Source organism: Pseudomonas sp. ASL9 (genome assembly GCF_056680335.1).
Window position 1 is genome coordinate 298,894 of the sequence record NZ_CM155277.1, and the last position, 15,500, is coordinate 314,393.

Genomic DNA, 15,500 nt, shown 5'->3' on the forward strand with positions numbered 1-15,500 from the left:
TTCGGTTTAATTTGTATTATGGTATACCAGAAAAACAAACCCACTACCATTCGCTATACAGAGAGCCCCACACATGGCCTTCAACAGCATCGAAGAGATCATCGAAGATTACCGCCAAGGCAAAATGGTGCTGTTGGTCGACGATGAGGATAGAGAAAACGAAGGTGACCTGCTGCTCGCCGCCGACCGCTGCACGGCTCAGGCAATCAGCTTCATGGCCCGGGAAGCACGCGGCCTGATCTGCCTTACGCTGACCGACGAACATTGCCAGCGCCTGGGTCTGGAGCAGATGGTGCCGAGCAATGGCAGTGTGTTCAGCACCGCGTTCACGGTATCCATCGAAGCCGCCAGCGGTGTCACCACCGGGATCTCCGCTGCTGACCGCGCACGCACCGTCGAGGCCGCTGTCGCCGCCAACGCCCGAGCAGAAGACCTGGTGCAGCCGGGGCATATCTTCCCGTTACGGGCCAAGGAAGGCGGTGTGCTGACCCGCGCCGGGCATACCGAGGCCGGCTGTGACCTTGCGCGCCTGGCAGGCTTTACCCCGGCATCCGTGATCGTCGAAGTGATGAACGATGACGGCACCATGGCCCGCCGTCCCGACCTTGAGGTGTTCGCCGCCAGACACGGCATCAAGATCGGCACCATCGCCGACTTGATCCATCACCGCCTCAGCACCGAACGCACGATCACCCGCATTGGCGAGCGCGAACTGCCGACCGTTCACGGTACTTTCCGGCTGATCACCTATGAGGACCGGATTGAAGGCGGCGTCCACATGGCCATGGTCATGGGCGATATTCGTCGCGAAAACCCGACCCTGGTCCGCGTGCATGTGATCGATCCACTGCGCGATCTGGTGGGTGCCGAATACACCGGACCGTCGAACTGGACGCTGTGGGCTGCGCTGCAAAAAGTGGCCGAAGAAGGCTGCGGCGTGGTGGTGGTGTTGGCCAACCACGAATCTTCGCAGGCGCTGCTTGAGCGGATTCCGCAACTGACCCAGCCACCCCGGCAATATACCCGCTCACAATCGCGGATCTATTCAGAAGTCGGAACCGGGGCACAGATTCTGCAAGACATCGGCGTCGGCAAACTGCGTCACCTCGGGCCGCCGCTGAAGTACGCAGGATTGACCGGGTACAACCTGGAAGTGGTGGAAAGCATTCCGTTTGTGGGGGTGTAACACGCCCCAAAAAAAGCACACACAGCAAAAAAACAGCACAGCTACAGACAATCGGTACGGTGCAGCCCTTGCAGAAAGTTTGGAATACCATAATATGATATTCCATCGACCGGATAGTTTTCCAGGTGCACCTGAAAGGGACAGCACACAACAACAGCCCCTGGCACGGTCAATGTTCAAGGCTCCGATGGACCTACTGCTCCCGATAGGCGGGCGTCAACAGCCCGCTCAAAACACAACAAATGAGGGCGTGAAAATGGTGTTGAATAAACGTGCAGCTGCGGTACTTGCGGCAAGCTTACTGGCAGTGACGTGCAACGCGGCCATCGCCGCCGACAGCATGAGTTTCGTCAGCTGGGGCGGCTCTACTCAGGACGCGCAAAAGCAGGCCTGGGCCGATCCCTTCAGCAAAACCAGCGGGATCAAGGTGGTTCAGGACGGCCCGACCGACTACGGCAAACTCAAGGCGATGGTCGAAAGTGGCAACGTGCAATGGGACGTGGTCGATGTAGAGGCTGATTTCGCCCTGCGCGCAGCGGCTGAAGGCCTGCTTGAACCGCTGGACTTCAAGGTTATCCAGCGCGACAAGATCGACCCGCGCTTCGTCTCCGATTATGGCGTTGGTTCGTTCTTCTTCTCCTTCGTCCTCGGTTACAACGAGGGCAAGCTGGGCGGCAAGGCGCCACAGGACTGGACAGCGTTATTTGACACCAAGACCTTCCCAGGCAAACGCGCCCTGTACAAATGGCCGAGCCCAGGCGTGCTTGAACTGGCGCTGCTGGCCGACGGCGTGCCTGCTGACAAGCTCTATCCGCTGGACCTGGATCGCGCGTTCAAGAAACTCGACACCATCAAGAAAGACATCGTCTGGTGGGGCGGCGGCGCGCAATCCCAACAACTGCTGGCCTCCGGCGAAGTCAGCCTCGGTCAGTTCTGGAACGGCCGGATCCATGCATTGCAAGAAGATGGCGCACCGATTGGTGTGAGCTGGAAACAGAACCTGGTCATGGCTGACTTCCTGGTCATTCCTAAAGGCTCGAAAAACAAGGATGCGGCCATGCGTTTCCTGGCCAGCGCCAGCTCCGCCAAAGGCCAGGCCGATTTCTCTAACCTGACCGCCTATGCTCCGGTCAACACCGACAGCGTGCAACGTCTGGACTCAGTACTGGCACCTAACCTGCCGACTGCCTACGCTAAGGATCAGATCACTCTCGACTTCGCGTACTGGGCCAAGAATGGTCAGGCCATCGCGACACGGTGGAACGAATGGCTGCTCAAATGAAAATGACGGCCATAGCGTCCCGTCAATCCACTCCGGTCGGGGGCGTCTCTGACGCCGCCGGCTCGGCTTCAGGCAAGGCTGCGGCAATGAAGGATTCAACTCCATTGGCACACCGTTGGCGCGGTGCCAGTAACCTGATTCCGGCGCTGCTGTTCCTCGGCCTGTTTTTCTTCGCACCGCTGATCAGCCTGTTGCTGCGCGGGGTACTTGAACCCACGCCAGGGCTGGGTAACTACGCTGAGTTGTTCGCCAATTCCGCTTACGCTCGCGTGATGTTCAACACCTTCTCCGTGGCGGGGCTGGTAACGGTATTCAGTCTGCTGCTGGGTTTTCCGCTGGCATGGGCAATCACCCTGGTCCCTCGTGGCTGGGGGCGCTGGGTACTCAATATCGTCTTGCTGTCGATGTGGACCAGCCTGTTGGCGCGAACCTATTCCTGGCTGGTACTGCTCCAGGCTTCAGGGGTCATCAACAAAGCCTTGATGGCCATGGGCATCATCGATCAACCCCTGGAAATGGTGCACAACCTGACCGGGGTGGTGATCGGCATGAGCTACATCATGATCCCGTTCATCGTCCTGCCGCTGCAGGCCACCATGCAAGCGATTGACCCGATGGTCCTGCAGGCCGGTTCCATTTGTGGCGCCAGTCCGTGGAGCAACTTTTTCCGGGTGTTCCTGCCGCTGTGTCGCCCGGGGCTGTTCTCTGGTGGGTTGATGGTATTCGTCATGTCTCTGGGTTACTACGTCACGCCAGCGCTGCTCGGCGGTGCGCAGAACATGATGCTGCCGGAATTCATCATCCTGCAGGTGCAGTCCTTCCTCAACTGGGGCCTGGCCAGTGCAGGCGCAGCGTTGCTGATCCTGATCACCCTGGTGTTGTTCTACTTCTACCTGAAGCTGCAACCGGAATCCCCGGTCGGCTCCAGCAACTCGAGGTAAGCCATCATGTTATTGACCGCCAATGCGATGAGCCGGCGCATGCGTTTAGGCCTTTACCTCACGACCGGGGCTATTGCGCTATTTCTGCTGCTGCCCATTGTGTTCATCGTGCTGCTGTCGTTCGGTTCGTCTCAGTGGCTGGTGTTCCCGCCGCCGGGCTGGACGCTGAAGTGGTACAGCCAGTTTTTCTCCAATCCTGACTGGATGGACGCAGCCTTCGTCAGCCTCAAGGTCGCCGTCCTGACCACGATTTTTGCCGTGGCGCTGGGCTTACCGACCGCCTTTGCCCTGGTGCGCGGACGCTTCCGGGGCCGGGAAATGCTCTATGGCCTGTTCACCCTGCCGATGATCGTACCGTTGGTGATCATCGCCGTGGCGGTGTACGCGCTGTTCCTCAAGCTGGGTTACACCGGGACGATGTTTGCGTTCGTGGTCAGCCACGTGATCGTCGCGTTGCCGTTCACCATCATCTCGATCATCAACTCGCTGAAATTGTTCGATCAGTCGATCGAGGACGCTGCCGTGATCTGCGGGGCTTCACGCCTGCAAGCGGTGTTCCGGGTGACGTTCCCGGCGATTCGCCCGGGCATGGTGGCTGGCGCCCTGTTCGCCTTCCTCGTGTCGTGGGACGAGGTGGTACTGAGCGTGATGATGGCCAGCCCGACCCTGCAAACCTTACCCGTAAAAATGTGGACCACCTTGCGTCAGGACCTGACACCTGTGATCGCCGTCGCCTCGACGCTGCTGATCGCGCTGTCGGTGCTGGTCATGGTGATCGCCGCCGCTGTGCGCCGGCGCAACGAAGTCAGCGCCTGAGCGCCTAGGAGTACGACATGAGTGCTGTGATCAAAGACCCTGCGCAACAGGACAACAAGACCCTGGTCAGCTTGCGCAACCTGAACAAGCATTACGGCGACTTCGCCGCCGTGGACAACATCTCGCTGGATATCCAGAACGGAGAGTTCTTGACCTTCCTTGGCTCAAGCGGCTCCGGCAAAAGCACCACCCTGTCGATGCTGGCGGGGTTCGAGACGCCCAGCTCCGGGGAGATCCTGGTCAATGGCCAGTCGCTGGTCAACGTACCGCCGCACAAGCGCGATATTGGCATGGTGTTCCAGCGCTACTCGTTGTTTCCGCACCTGTCGGTACGTGACAACATCGGTTTCCCGCTGGTCATCCGCAAACTCGCCAGCGCCGAGCGCGAACGCCGGGTCGACGCCATGCTCAAGCTGGTTCAACTCGAGCAGTTTGCCCATCGCCGCCCTTCGCAACTGTCAGGCGGCCAGCAGCAACGCGTGGCGATTGCCCGAGCGCTGGTCTACGAGCCGCGCATCCTGCTGATGGACGAACCCCTCGGTGCGCTGGATAAAAAGCTGCGGGAGGATTTGCAGGATGAACTGCGTCAGCTGCATCGTCGGTTGGGCATCACCATCGTTTACGTGACCCACGACCAAGAGGAAGCCATGCGCTTGTCTCAGCGCATCGCAATCTTCAGCCATGGCAAGATCGTCGGCCTGGGCAGCGGTTATGACCTGTATCAGAACCCACCGAATGCGTTCGTTGCATCGTTCCTTGGTAACTCGAACTTCCTCAAGCTCAAGGCCCAGGGCAATGCTGTGGGGGTCTTTGAAGGCCAACCCCTGTCGATCCGCCTGACCTCCGGGCTCCAGACCGGTCAGGACGTGCTGCTGATGGTACGCCCGGAAAAGGCCCTGGCCCTGAGCGTCGAACAGGCCAGTCGCGAGCCCCTCGCGGCAGGCTGGAACGAAGTGGCGGCCAAGGTGGGTGAAGTGCTGTTCCTCGGCGAGAGCCAGACCTGCAGCGTCGTTACCGCAGGCGGCACAGCGATGACCGTCAAGGCGTTGTCTGCCGCTGGGATGCCACTCAAAGAGGGTGACCCAGTGCGTGTGCGCTGGGCTGCAGCCGATGCCTGTATCTATACCCAATGGACCGAAAGCGACCTGAACAAGGCGGCTGGCGCACACTAACCCCCTCCCCGTCTAGCCGACGCCTCTACCCAGGCGTCGGCTTTTTTTTGCCTAATACATTGCTTCGCGAATGAATTTCCACAGGGATCCAGGTCGGTCATAAATCCTGTGTAGGAGCTGCCGAAGGCTGCGATAGGTCGGAATCGCGCTCGACCAGAACGACCTTATCAAGATCAACAGCCGCGACCGTTCCCCAGTCGACCGCAGCCTTCTTCAGCACCTATCAAAAAGACTTTTAATCTTTCAAAAACAATGTGTTGGCGCTGGTCTTGATGTGCATATCCGGCATTTTTGTGTGCTGGAATCACGGTTTCGCTCTTACAGCGAGGAACCTTTTTCAAACGCCAAAAAGGTACCCCAAAACGCTTGCCCCGCCATACGGGTCTTCGCTTAGGCTCAGACTACCCTCGCTCCGGCGTTGCTCCGGGGGCCGCCGCAAGGGGCCGTCCCTGGCCCCGTGCGGCTTACTCGGCATCCTTGCCTCGTTACCCCCTGCGCAACGCCTGCGCTCGGCCTCCTAGAAACGGGGCCTTGCCGTAATTCGATACTCAATTCACTCCAAATCCCAAAGGCAGATAAAAATCCTGTGGGAGCAGGCTTGCCTGCGAACAGGTCGATACGCTCATTACAGCCAACACAGACGTTCATCACCTCACCCAAAAATCACTTGCAAACACAGTATTACGGTATACCATCAGACATACAAAACATCCAATAAAGCGCTGTGCGCCGCTGTCTTACCGAGGAAAATCCAATGATCGATGCGAATGTCTACAAATTAGTCATGGGTTCCTTCCCCTCCGGCGTGACGGTGATTACCACGCTGGATGACAACGGCGACATCGTCGGCTTGACGGCCAGCGCTTTCAGTTCGCTGTCGATGGAACCGGCCTTGGTGCTGTTCTGCCCCAACTACAGTTCCGACTCTTACCCGGTACTGATCAAGAACAAGCGCTTCGCCATCCATTTTCTTTCCGGCGAGCAGCAGACTGAAGCCTATGCCTTCGCCCGCAAAGGCAAGGACAAGGCGCAAGGCATCGAATGGACGCTCAGCGAGCTGGGTAATCCGCTGCTGAACAACGCCACAGCCATCATTGAGTGTGAGCTGTGGCGTGAGTACGAAGGCGGCGATCACGCCATCATGGTCGGTGCCGTGCAGAACTTGATCGTGCCGGCGCAGCAGACGCGCCCGCTGGTGTACTGCCGCGGCAAGATGGGCGCACTGCCAGCCTTTGCTTGACCCGAAACCGTCGCATGCCTGCACCTGACAGGCCCACTAAAAAGACTTGAGGAATGCGTCATGAAATTTTCTTTGTTCGTGCATATGGAGCGCTGGGATGAGGAAGTCAGCCATCGCCAATTGTTCGAAGACCTGACCGAATTGACCCTGATGGCTGAGGCCGGTGGCTTCCGTACGGTCTGGATCGGCGAACACCACGCCATGGAATACACCATCTCTCCGAGCCCTATGCCGCTGCTGGCCTACCTCGCGGCCCGCACCACCACAATCCACCTGGGCGCCGGCACGATCATCGCGCCGTTCTGGCATCCTTTGCGCGTCGCTGGCGAATGTGCCCTGCTTGACGTGATCAGCAATGGACGAATGGAAGTCGGGCTGGCGCGTGGTGCTTACCAGATCGAATTCGACCGCATGGCCGATGGCATGCTCGCCGCTACGGGGGGTAATCACCTGCGTGAGATGGTCCCGGCGGTGCGCAAGCTGTGGCAGGGCGACTATGCCCACGACGGTGATATCTGGAAATTCCCCACCTCCACCAGCGTGCCAAAGCCGATCCAGAAACCGAATCCACCCATGTGGATTGCCGCACGCGATCCGGACTCGCATAACTTCGCGGTGAAGAACGGCTGCAACGTCATGGTCACGCCGCTGATGAAAGGCGACGAAGAAGTGCTCGACTTGAAAAACAAGTTTGACGCCGCCCTGGCCAACAACCCGGACGTGCCGCGCCCACAACTGATGGTGCTGCGCCACACCTATATCCACAGTGCGGACGACCCTGAAGGCTGGAAAGTCGGGGCCAAGGCTATCTCGCGGTTCTACCGTACCTTCGACGCCTGGTTCGGCAACAAGCAAGTGCCCGTCAATGGTTTCCTGGCGCCGAGCCCGGAAGAGAAATTCGCAGGTCGCCCGGAGTTCGAGCTGGAAAATATCCACAAGAACACCATGATCGGCACTCCGGAAGAGGTCATCACACGGATCAAGTATTACCAGGAGCTAGGGGTCGATGAGTTCAGCTTCTGGTGTGACAACAGCCTGCCCCATGCCGAGAAGAAAAAGTCGCTGGAACTGTTCATCAAGCAGGTAATGCCTGCATTCGAATAAGCTGGCAGCTCTGTGCACCGTCGGACCTGCAGGGGGTCCGACTGTGCGCTATCAGCAACTCACTCCTCCCCCCTTACTCATGCACCGACACCTGATTGCGACCACCGGCCTTGGAAACATACAGCGCCTGGTCAGCCCATTCGATAAGGTGCTTGTAGTCGGACGTCGGCTGACTCATGTCTGCGACACCCAGGCTGATGGTGCAGCGGATTGATTGGCCGTCGTGTATGACCTCCAGTGCTTCGACTGCCTTGCGCAAGCGTTCGGCAAAGATCGCGCCGCCTTCCTTGTTGGTATCGGGCAACAATACCGCAAACTCTTCTCCGCCATAACGACCTGCAACGTCGACATCGCGGATATGCTCGCGCACGGTTTCGGCAACGAGCTGAATCACCTTGTCACCCACCTGATGACCATAGGTGTCATTGACGCGCTTGAAGTGATCGATATCGAACATGACCAGCGTGGTGGCCGTGTCGTAACGAAGGTAACGTGCATATTCAAGTTTGAGCGCCTCCTCCCAATGACCACGGTTGTACAAACCGGTCAGGCGGTCGGTGCTGGACAACGTCTGGAGCTGCCTATTGGCCGCCTGCAACTGGTGTGCGTGGGTCGCCACGTCGGTGACGTCGTAGATCACCAGGCAAATGTGACCAATCTCGTTGTTGATCGAGCGCAGCGGAAACAGGGTGGTGTTCTGGTACATGAAGTCTTCCCGGCCAGTGATCGGCTGGTAGTTCTTGAAATGCACCAGATAAGGCCGCTGCTCCCAGATGGTGAACGCAGGCGTACCAAGGGTCACCACATTGTCGACCTTCTTGCGAAACCATGCCTCATTGATCTCGGGGAACAACGTAAAAAACGACTGGTCGCTCGCCTCGTTCGGCACCACGCCGGAACGGTTCTCCATAAAGGTATTCCAGACTTGCACCCGGTAATCCCGGTCGAACACCACAACACCTACGTCAATGCTCTGCACAACGGTCAGCAGCCAATGAAGCTCTTTAATATCGATATGGTTGCTCATGGTTCAGCTCATCACGTAGGCGAGTTTTTTTGTAAGCCGCTCTACCGAGTCTTCGGTGAACAACATCAACAGATCGAAATGAATATTGTGACCCTCCAGGCTGTAGCTGATTTCCACCGCCAACGTTTTCTTCCAACGTTGTTGATTGATGCGGATCAACTCTTCGATGCCTCCTTGTTCGCCGAGTACTTGTGGGTGTCCCTGCGAAAACACCACGTCAATCTGTTCGGCGATCCCGCTCAAACACGCACCAATCAGGATCGTCGACAAGTCCAGGAGCATTTCCATGTCCGAATATTCGGCCGAGTCCCGCTGCATCAATTTCGCCATGTCCGCGATTTCGGAACCGTGAAAAATCAGCAGTGCTTCACCAGAGATGCCACAGCCGATGTACCCCTGACAGACTGCTGTCAGTTGCTCGCCGCTCTGCGCATCCGCCAGTGCCATGTGCAACTCGCCCACTTCCAGCATGTTCACATTCGGCACCGGCAACTGGACGAATACACCCAGCACGCGGGCCAGCAACGCCCCGGCACGGCCCATGGCGACGTTGATGGTTTCACGAAACGCATCCTGAAAACTGGTCGCCGAGTCAGAGATTTCGTGCGCGATGGCAACAGCCGTTTGAGGCACACCGAGCAGGCCAAGGCTTTCCAGGGTTTTTTTGAGTTCGTCCGGATCGGCAGGTTTTTTCAGGAACGCCAACGCACCCAATTCGAGCACGCGCCGTATCGCTTGCGTCTGCACGTCGCCGGATACAACGATAATTTTTGCCTGCAGATTTTCTTCACGCACCGCGGCCAGCACCTGATAGCCGTCCATTTCCGGCATCGTCAAGTCCAGCAACACCACCTGCCCCAGCCCTGCACGAATAGCCTCAAGAGCCTCCAGGCCATTGGTCGCCAGCGTGACTGACACACCCCAATCAGAGGGTAAAGCCCTCAATAACTGCTTGCGCGCCATATTGGAGTCGTCGCATATCAGCAGGGGAATCATGGACATAGAGTTCTTTCTCACTGCAAAAAAGTTTCAGGGCTGAGCCCCACGTACGGGTGCTATTTTTTACGCAAGAAAAAATGGCCAGACCTATGCACCCAATACTTGGGGGACAGTCCGTGACGCCCTATAGATATAACCCCACCTTATTAACCCGAGCGCCAGGCATATGCAATCTTTGTACTCAAGAACCACCAAGATGCTCAGCCAAGCAACTGACTCAACACCGCACGCAGCTTCCCGGGTTTTACCGGTTTGTTCAGCAACGGCGCGCCCAGTTTTTGCAGTGAGCGACGACATTGATCACTGCGGTCAGCGGTGATCATCACCGCCGGGATGGGGAGTGCGAAGTGTTCGCGAAGGTGTGTTACCACGTCGCAGCCAATAACACCGTGATCCAGGTGGAAGTCCACCAGAATCAATTCTGGCGCGTGCCCTTGCAGTACCGCCAGCGCACCGTCCTGATCGGTAGCCGTCAAGACCTCACAGCCCCACTGCTCCAGCAGTGCAGCCATGCTTTCGAGGATGCTGATCTCATTGTCCACCACCAGCAGACGGCAACCCGGCAGAGGGTTGCCCGCAACAGGACTCTGTTGCGCCACGACGTTGGCCGGCAGTGGAACCTCACGCGACAAAGGTACTTCAATGCTGAACATCGAGCCTCGCCCTGGTTGCGAACGCACCAGGACCCGGTAGCCGAGGATCTTAGCGATGCGTTCGACAATCGCCAGCCCCAGGCCCACACCTTTGCGGTCAGCCGCACGGCCGACATCCAGTTGATTGAACTCCAGAAAAATCGAATCGAGGCGGTCTTCGGCAATGCCACGCCCGGTATCCCAGACTTCGAGGCGCAAGTACTCACCCCGTCGCCGGGCGCCTAGCAGGATGTTGCCCTCTGCGGTATAGCGGCAAGCGTTGCTGAGGAAATTACGCATAATCCGCGTCAACAAGCGCAAATCAGTGCGCATCGCAAAATTACCCATCCGTACCCGCAGGTTCAGCCCTGCAGCTTCGGCCACCGATTGAAACTCCGAGGCCAGCGGTGCCAGCAACTCATCGAGTCGATACAGCTCAATGTCGGGTTTGATCGCGGCCTGATCCAGTTTGGAAATATCCAACAGATCCGTCAGCAGGTCTTCGGCGCCTTCCAGCGCCTGATGTGTCCGCTCCACCAATAGTTGCTCTGCCGCGGGTAACTGCCGCTCACGCAAGGTTGAGACCAGCAACCGCGCAGCATTGAGCGGCTGCAACAGATCGTGGCTGGCGGCCGCGAGGTATTTATCTTTACTGCGATTGGCGGCTTGAGCGGCGTCACGGGCATCACGCAATGCTCGCTCGATCTGCTCTCGCTGGGCGATCTGCTGCTGCAGATTGCGATTGGCTTCCAGCAACTCATCAGTGCGGGCGATGACCCGGTGCTCCAGCTCATCGTTGAGCTGCTGCAGGCGCTGCTGGGCCAACTTGCGCTCGGTGATGTCGGCGACGAAGCCTTCGACCAGGCCATCCTGATCAGGTTTGAGCAACAGGTTCATCAGCACATCGATATGGCTGCCGTCTTTGCGCCGCAACTGGGTTTCATAGCTCAGCAGGCTGCGCTCGCGCTGCAGCACTTCGCCGATGCTCTCCAACTCCGCTACACCGCCAGCAAACAGGTTGCTGGCAAGGGCAGACAGGGAAAACAGCACTTCTTGCGGATCGTCGTAGCCCAGCATTCGCGCAAATGCCGGGTTGGCTGCGCGCAGACCTTCTTTCAGGTTTGCCTGAAAAATTCCGTGAACCGCATGCTCGAACAGCCACTTGTAGCGGTTGCGCTCGTTTTCCAGTTCATCAAGGCGCGCAGCCAGCTCCGGATAGTGGCTCTTGCGCGTTGAATGATTACCCAGGCCCAGTAAACCCGCGAGGGCTCGTTGCTGGGCCTCAGAGGGCTTCGCCATACACCACCTCAACGTCACGCTGACTGGATGCACGCGGGTTGGTGAGAATGCACGGATCATCCATCGCATGCTGCGAAAGGAACGGAATGTCCGTCATGCTCACGCCATGCAGGCCGAGGGTTTCGTTAAAGCCTATGGAGCGTTTGAGGGCGATCAGATGCTCCACCAGACGTTGGCGGATCTGCCGGTGATTGAGACCACGGCAGTCGATGCCGAAGGTCTCAGCAATCACCTTGAAACGGTCCGGCGACGAATTGTAGTTAAACGCCACCACGTGCTCGACCAGCACGGCGTTGCACAGCCCATGGGGCAGGTCAAGAAAACCGCCCAGGCTGTGCGACATGGCATGCACTGCACCAAGGATTGCGTTGGAGAACGCCAGCCCGGCCTGCATGCTGCCGAGCATGATTTTTTCGCGCAACGCGATGTCGGCAGGATTGGCGATCATTTGCACCAGATTGCCATTGATCAGACGCATGGCCTCCAGCGCGTGGGGATCGGTCAGCGGCCCGTGGCCCGTGGAGACGAAGGCTTCAATCGCGTGCACCAGCGCATCGATGCCGGTACAGGCCGAGAGGAACGGGTCCATGCTCAGCGTGGTTTCCGGGTCGATGAGCGACACGTCCGGCACCACCGCCTTGCTGACGATGGAGAACTTCATCCGTTCCTGCTGGTTGGAGATGATCACAAACTGCGAGACGTCAGCGGATGTGCCTGCCGTGGTCGGGATCAGAATCAACGGCGGGCTAGGCACTCGAATCGTGTCCACGCCTTCGAACTCGAGAATGTTGCGCCCATGAGCGACAACGATGCCGATGGCTTTGCCGCAATCCATCGGGCTGCCGCCGCCCACGGCGACAATCACGTCGCAGTGATTTTCACGATAGATATCGGCACCGCGCATCACCTCCTCGACCCGTGGGTTGGGAGAAACGTCGCTGTACACACAGTATTCGATGTCCAGCGCCTGCAGGCTGGCCTCGATATCAGCGACCCACCCTGCGGCAATCACACCGGGGTCGGTCACCACCAGAACTTTACGAGCACCGAAGGTTTTGGCGTAGTTGCCCACATTGTGGCGACTGCCGGCGCCGAAAATAATCTCTGGAGAGACGAATTTACGCAGTTGGCTAATGCTAGGGCCCATACAAAGCCTGTTTTTGTTGTTATCGGAGATGAGCGCCAGCCTAAACCATCTCGGGACGAATGCAATCAGACCATTTGTTCTCTCGTGGAATATCAGTCGAGAAGCCTTTTCACCGGGAGGCCGATAAGAGCATGGTCTGCGAGCCAGTCGGACTAGTGGAACTCAATCCAGTGCTGGGCATGAGCGACCTCCAGAAAGACCAGAATGTCGTCGTCGACCCCAGGGGTGTTGGGAAACCCTTCGCACAGTTGCTCGATAATGACATTCGCGCTTCGCAACCCATCGACCTTGCGAAGAATGACCCCGGCACTGTCACTGAGCTTGATCATGCCATCAGGGTACAGCAGGACTCGACAGCCCTGGCGCGGCTCCCACTGCAGACGAAATCCGCATCTGAGCGCCGGGATGCGTTCGCGCTCGACCGCCCTCATTGCGCTGTCAACAGGACGACTGCGCAGATGGGCCACATGCGGCTCGATGGATGAATACCGCCATCGGCGGCAGACCAGAGAATCTGAGTGAGCATATAAGTGCTCCAACGATCAGGAAATGTCCCGGCCAACACAACGATTGGTCGGGACTTGAGTGATCAACGGTTGGCGAAATACATTGTTACTTCAAAGCCAATACGCAGATCAGTAAACGCGGGTTTGGTCCACATAGGTCAATCCTCTTCTTGGGCCGGTCAATTCCGGTGAGTCAATTAATACACGATGGGGTGAATGTTCGAATGCTACTTTGGAGGGGGTTTTCGGGGTGCGTTGGTAGGGGGTCACAGGGGTGGCGCAAACACCGTACTCATTATTCGCAGGCACGCCTGCGCCCACAGATCCGGGGAGGCTCTGTAGGCGCAGGCATGTAACTATGTGTCCCGCTTAAGCGTTAGATCAGAAAAAGCCCATTGGATTGATGTCGTAGCTGACCAGCAGGTTCTTCGTCTGCTGGTAGTGGTCGAGCATCATTTTGTGGTTTTCACGGCCGACACCGGATTTTTTGTAGCCACCGAAAGCGGCATGCGCCGGGTACAGGTGATAGCAGTTGGTCCACACGCGACCGGCTTTGATCGCCCGACCCACGCGGTATGCACGGTTGATGTCGCGGGTCCAGAGACCAGCGCCCAGGCCAAACTCGCTGTCGTTGGCAATCGCCAGGGCTTCAGCTTCGTCTTTGAAGGTGGTCACGCCCACGACTGGGCCGAAGATCTCCTCCTGGAACACGCGCATTTTGTTGTTGCCTTTGAGCAGCGTCGGCTGAATGTAGTAGCCGGTGGACAGATCGCCTTCCAGACGTTCCGCCGCGCCGCCAGTCAACAGCACCGCCCCCTCCTCCTGAGCAATCTTCAGGTACGAAAGAATCTTGTCGTATTGCTGCTCCGACGCCTGAGCGCCGACCATGGTCTCGGTGTCCAGAGGATCGCCGCGTTTGATCTTGACGATCTTTTTCATCACTACGGCCATGAACTCGTCGTAGATCGATTCCTGGATCAAAGCACGCGATGGGCAGGTGCAGACTTCGCCCTGGTTGAAAAACGCCAACACCAGACCTTCAGCGGCCTTTTCAATAAACTGTGGTTCGGCCTGCATGATGTCTTCGAAGAAGATATTCGGCGACTTGCCACCCAGTTCCACGGTGCTTGGAATGATGTTCTCGGCCGCACACTGCATGATGTGCGAGCCCACCGGAGTAGAGCCGGTGAAAGCGATCTTGGCGATACGCTTGCTGGTGGCCAGGGCTTCACCGGCTTCACGGCCAAAGCCCTGAACGATGTTCAAAACACCCGGCGGCAGCAGGTCGTTGATCAGTTCAGCGAAAATCATGATCGACAGCGGCGTTTGTTCAGCCGGTTTTAGCACTACGCAGTTACCTGCAGCCAGCGCAGGCGCCAGTTTCCAGGCAGCCATCAGCAGCGGGAAGTTCCACGGAATGATTTGCCCAACCACGCCCAGCGGTTCATGAAAATGGTAAGCTGCGGTCAGTTCATTGATCTCTGCGGCGCCGCCTTCCTGAGCACGAATGCAACCGGCGAAATAACGGAAGTGGTCGGCAGCCAGCGGAACGTCGGCGTTCAGGGTTTCGCGTACGGCCTTACCGTTGTCCCATGTTTCGGCAACGGCCAGCACTTCAAGATTCTGTTCAATACGGTCAGCAATTTTCAGCAAAACCAGCGAACGATCCTGTGCCGAGGTCTTGCCCCAGGCATCAGCAGCAGCATGAGCGGCGTCCAGCGCAAGTTCGATATCCGCTGCGGTGGAACGAGGGAATTCGGCGATCACTTCACCGTTGACAGGCGAAGTATTGGTGAAGTATTCGCCATTGACCGGTGCCACGAACTCACCGCCAATGTAGTTGCCATAGCGCGGCTTGAATGTAACAACAGCGCCTGGGGTTCCGGGTTGTGCGTAGATCATGATTGAGGCCTCTATACGGGTCGTTGCCTGTCGGTCGAACAAGCTATGAACCGATGGTAATAAGTCGCAGACGTCAAACGAATGCGCCGTTGGCAGGGGGAGTACGGTTCTTTAGTCGTAAATTCGGGCTGTTGGGAATCTGCGAAGGCAATTGATCAGGGGCACCGCGCCAAGCCCGTCGCAGGCAGGCCAGCGTTGACCCTGTGGCAGCAGGCGGCATGCCAGGCACACTAAACGTGCCTGACAC

At 57.9% G+C, this 15,500-nt stretch carries 14 protein-coding genes; 7 read left to right on the top strand and 7 right to left on the bottom strand.

From position 1 onward, the window contains the following. Positions 1 to 73: 73 nt before the first annotated feature. The 7 genes from ribBA to AC1ME2_RS01415 all read left to right on the top strand — a co-directional run bounded on the left by ribBA (position 74) and on the right by AC1ME2_RS01415 (position 7,741). Positions 74 to 1,186: a bifunctional 3,4-dihydroxy-2-butanone-4-phosphate synthase/GTP cyclohydrolase II gene (ribBA, locus tag AC1ME2_RS01385; RefSeq protein ID WP_480438854.1), complete on the top strand. Its 1,113-nt coding sequence runs from the start codon at positions 74 to 76 to the stop codon at positions 1,184 to 1,186. Between the two features lie 256 nt (positions 1,187 to 1,442). Further along, positions 1,443 to 2,468, top strand: coding sequence for an ABC transporter substrate-binding protein (locus AC1ME2_RS01390; RefSeq protein WP_480438856.1), 1,026 nt, complete (start codon positions 1,443 to 1,445; stop codon positions 2,466 to 2,468). Then, positions 2,465 to 3,409, top strand: a complete 945-nt coding sequence (locus AC1ME2_RS01395; protein ID WP_480441945.1) for an ABC transporter permease — start codon at positions 2,465 to 2,467, stop codon at positions 3,407 to 3,409. The genes AC1ME2_RS01390 and AC1ME2_RS01395 overlap by 4 nt, the downstream gene beginning before the upstream one ends. Before the next feature lie 6 nt (positions 3,410 to 3,415). Beyond that, entirely contained in the window at positions 3,416 to 4,225 is an 810-nt protein-coding gene (locus tag AC1ME2_RS01400; RefSeq protein ID WP_480438857.1) for an ABC transporter permease, read from the top strand. A 17-nt stretch (positions 4,226 to 4,242) separates the two neighbouring features. Continuing rightward, positions 4,243 to 5,397, top strand: a complete 1,155-nt coding sequence (locus AC1ME2_RS01405; protein ID WP_480438859.1) for an ABC transporter ATP-binding protein — start codon at positions 4,243 to 4,245, stop codon at positions 5,395 to 5,397. Positions 5,398 to 6,151: 754 nt separating this feature from the next. Beyond that, positions 6,152 to 6,637, top strand: a complete 486-nt coding sequence (locus AC1ME2_RS01410) for a flavin reductase family protein (protein WP_480438861.1) — start codon at positions 6,152 to 6,154, stop codon at positions 6,635 to 6,637. Between the two features lie 60 nt (positions 6,638 to 6,697). Continuing rightward, complete coding sequence (locus AC1ME2_RS01415) at positions 6,698 to 7,741, top strand: LLM class flavin-dependent oxidoreductase (protein WP_480438863.1); 1,044 nt, start codon at positions 6,698 to 6,700, stop codon at positions 7,739 to 7,741. 73 nt (positions 7,742 to 7,814) lie between these two features. Here the strand turns inward: AC1ME2_RS01415 and AC1ME2_RS01420 are convergent, their stop codons facing one another. The 7 genes from AC1ME2_RS01420 to exaC form a co-directional block, all read right to left on the bottom strand. Continuing rightward, complete coding sequence (locus tag AC1ME2_RS01420; protein WP_480438865.1) at positions 7,815 to 8,768, bottom strand: sensor domain-containing diguanylate cyclase; 954 nt, start codon at positions 8,766 to 8,768, stop codon at positions 7,815 to 7,817. A gap of 3 nt (positions 8,769 to 8,771) precedes the next feature. Next, entirely contained in the window at positions 8,772 to 9,770 is a 999-nt protein-coding gene (locus AC1ME2_RS01425; RefSeq protein ID WP_480438866.1) for a response regulator, read from the bottom strand. A 197-nt stretch (positions 9,771 to 9,967) separates the two neighbouring features. Beyond that, positions 9,968 to 11,698: a hybrid sensor histidine kinase/response regulator gene (locus tag AC1ME2_RS01430; RefSeq protein ID WP_480438867.1), complete on the bottom strand. Its 1,731-nt coding sequence runs from the start codon at positions 11,696 to 11,698 to the stop codon at positions 9,968 to 9,970. Next, on the bottom strand, positions 11,682 to 12,845 hold the full coding sequence (gene ercA, locus AC1ME2_RS01435) for an alcohol dehydrogenase-like regulatory protein ErcA (protein WP_480438868.1): 1,164 nt from the start codon (positions 12,843 to 12,845) through the stop codon (positions 11,682 to 11,684). The genes AC1ME2_RS01430 and ercA overlap by 17 nt, the downstream gene beginning before the upstream one ends. Before the next feature lie 152 nt (positions 12,846 to 12,997). Beyond that, positions 12,998 to 13,276, bottom strand: coding sequence for a pyrroloquinoline quinone biosynthesis peptide chaperone PqqD (pqqD, locus tag AC1ME2_RS01440; protein ID WP_480438869.1), 279 nt, complete (start codon positions 13,274 to 13,276; stop codon positions 12,998 to 13,000). A gap of 158 nt (positions 13,277 to 13,434) precedes the next feature. Further along, positions 13,435 to 13,506, bottom strand: coding sequence for a pyrroloquinoline quinone precursor peptide PqqA (pqqA, locus tag AC1ME2_RS01445; protein WP_003253598.1), 72 nt, complete (start codon positions 13,504 to 13,506; stop codon positions 13,435 to 13,437). A gap of 226 nt (positions 13,507 to 13,732) precedes the next feature. Next, a complete protein-coding gene (exaC, locus tag AC1ME2_RS01450; RefSeq protein ID WP_480438870.1) occupies positions 13,733 to 15,253 on the bottom strand; it encodes an acetaldehyde dehydrogenase ExaC in 1,521 nt (506 codons plus the stop codon). Between the last annotated feature and the right edge of the window lie 247 nt (positions 15,254 to 15,500).

Bases quoted from the DNA above. Each gene is read 5' to 3' on its own strand.
- AC1ME2_RS01430 (WP_480438867.1), bottom strand. From the start codon at position 11,698: ATGGCGAAGCCCTCTGAGGCCCAGCAACGAGCCCTCGCGGGTTTACTG.
- AC1ME2_RS01415 (WP_480438863.1), top strand. From the start codon at position 6,698: ATGAAATTTTCTTTGTTCGTGCATATGGAGCGCTGGGATGAGGAAGTC.
- AC1ME2_RS01405 (WP_480438859.1), top strand. From the start codon at position 4,243: ATGAGTGCTGTGATCAAAGACCCTGCGCAACAGGACAACAAGACCCTG.
- ercA (WP_480438868.1), bottom strand. From the start codon at position 12,845: ATGGGCCCTAGCATTAGCCAACTGCGTAAATTCGTCTCTCCAGAGATT.
- exaC (WP_480438870.1), bottom strand. From the start codon at position 15,253: ATGATCTACGCACAACCCGGAACCCCAGGCGCTGTTGTTACATTCAAG.
- pqqD (WP_480438869.1), bottom strand. From the start codon at position 13,276: ATGAGGGCGGTCGAGCGCGAACGCATCCCGGCGCTCAGATGCGGATTT.
- ribBA (WP_480438854.1), top strand. From the start codon at position 74: ATGGCCTTCAACAGCATCGAAGAGATCATCGAAGATTACCGCCAAGGC.
- AC1ME2_RS01410 (WP_480438861.1), top strand. From the start codon at position 6,152: ATGATCGATGCGAATGTCTACAAATTAGTCATGGGTTCCTTCCCCTCC.
- AC1ME2_RS01390 (WP_480438856.1), top strand. From the start codon at position 1,443: ATGGTGTTGAATAAACGTGCAGCTGCGGTACTTGCGGCAAGCTTACTG.
- AC1ME2_RS01400 (WP_480438857.1), top strand. From the start codon at position 3,416: ATGTTATTGACCGCCAATGCGATGAGCCGGCGCATGCGTTTAGGCCTT.
- AC1ME2_RS01395 (WP_480441945.1), top strand. From the start codon at position 2,465: ATGAAAATGACGGCCATAGCGTCCCGTCAATCCACTCCGGTCGGGGGC.
- AC1ME2_RS01425 (WP_480438866.1), bottom strand. From the start codon at position 9,770: ATGTCCATGATTCCCCTGCTGATATGCGACGACTCCAATATGGCGCGC.
- AC1ME2_RS01420 (WP_480438865.1), bottom strand. From the start codon at position 8,768: ATGAGCAACCATATCGATATTAAAGAGCTTCATTGGCTGCTGACCGTT.